The 1,356-nt window shown below is 62.1% G+C and carries 1 protein-coding gene; it reads right to left on the bottom strand.

Going from position 1 to position 1,356, the window contains the following annotated elements; translation table 11 throughout:
• Positions 1-1,308 (bottom strand): condensation domain-containing protein (locus Q7V20_RS23250; protein ID WP_304796397.1); only part of this gene is annotated, 1,308 nt, incomplete at its 3' end.
• Positions 1,309-1,356: the final 48 nt, after the last annotated feature.

Here is a 1,356-nt window from a genome sequence, read left to right as displayed (position 1 = left end):
GGCGTAACTCAGCTGCCGCCCGCCGCAGACCAGCGCTACGGCGTCAGGCTGTTGTGCGGCCCGGCATTGGATCAGCTGGTGTACCGGCGTGGCTTCGTCGTAGGTTTTGGCCCAAACGTTCCACAACTCGAATTGGGTTTGCTCGGCATTGCTGAGTAACGCTTGCTGGGCAATGGCGATGGTGGGATTGTCCACCAGGCGCGCCAACAGTTGTTGGTAATGGTCGGCTAGACGTTCGATCGTCGTGGCATCAAACAGGTCGGTGACGTAGGTGAAGAAGCCGCTGATCAAGCCGTGGCTGTCTTGTTCGGTGTCCAGGCTGAGGTCGAATTGGGCGGCGCCGTTGTCTCGGGCTATGGCTGCAATCTGCCAGCCGTTTTGCTGTTGCAAGGCGTTGAAGTCGCGTTGCTGGTGGTTGATCAGGATTTGAAACAGCGGGTTTTGCCCTAAGCGGCGCTCCGGTTGCAAGGCGTCGACCAGGTGTTCGAACGGCAGGTCGGGATGGGCTTGGGCTTCGAGCAGGTGGTGTTTGATGTGCGCCAGCAATTCGCTGAATGGCATGCCGCCCTGTACGTCGGTACGCAGGACGACGGTGTTGACGAAGTAGCCGATCAGATTTTGGCTTTCGGGGCGGTGGCGATTGGCCAACGGCAGGCCGATACGCAGGTCGGTTTGGCCGCTGTAGCGGTAGAGCAGGACTTTGAAGGCGGCCAGCAGTACCATGAACACGGTGACGCTGTGGTGTTGCGCCAGTTGTTGAATCGCTAGACTCTGTGTGTCCGACAACGCAAAGCCGACTCGGCCGCCGCGCTGGCTGGGTTCGGTTGGCCGGGGCCGGTCGTAAGGTAGTTCGATGACCGGTTGTTCGCCGCACAGGCGTTCGCTCCAGTAGGTCAGTTGCCGTTGGCTTTCGCCGGCTTCCAGCCAGCTGCGCTGCCAGACGGCGTAGTCGGCATGGCGGATGGGTAACGCCGGTAAGTGCGGTTCACGATGGTTAAGTGTGGCCGAATACAGTTCGGCAAATTCGGCCAGTAGGCGGTTCAAGGACCAGCCGTCGGCGATCAGATGGTGCAGGGTCAGGCTGAGTTCGTGCAAGGGTTCGGCTGGGCCAGGCAAGCGCACCAAGGTCACCCGCCATACTGGGCCTTGTTCCAAGTCAAACGGCTGGCGGGCGGCGGCCTCGGCCCATTGCCCGGCTTGGCTTTGCGCGGTGTCGGCAGCGAGCCCGCTCAGGTCGTGGTAGTCCACCGATACGGGCATCGGCGCCCGTATGCGCTGCCGGGGCTGGCCGTCGACGGCGTAAAACACGCTGCGCAAGGCGTCGTGCCGGGCCGCCAGGCCGTTAAAGGCTTGTTG

The sequence above is a fragment of the Aquabacterium sp. genome (assembly GCF_030652515.1).
Taxonomy (GTDB): domain Bacteria; phylum Pseudomonadota; class Gammaproteobacteria; order Burkholderiales; family Burkholderiaceae_C; genus Aquabacterium.
Note: the sequence above shows the minus strand (reverse complement) of the source record. Positions and strands in the feature narration are given on the sequence as shown.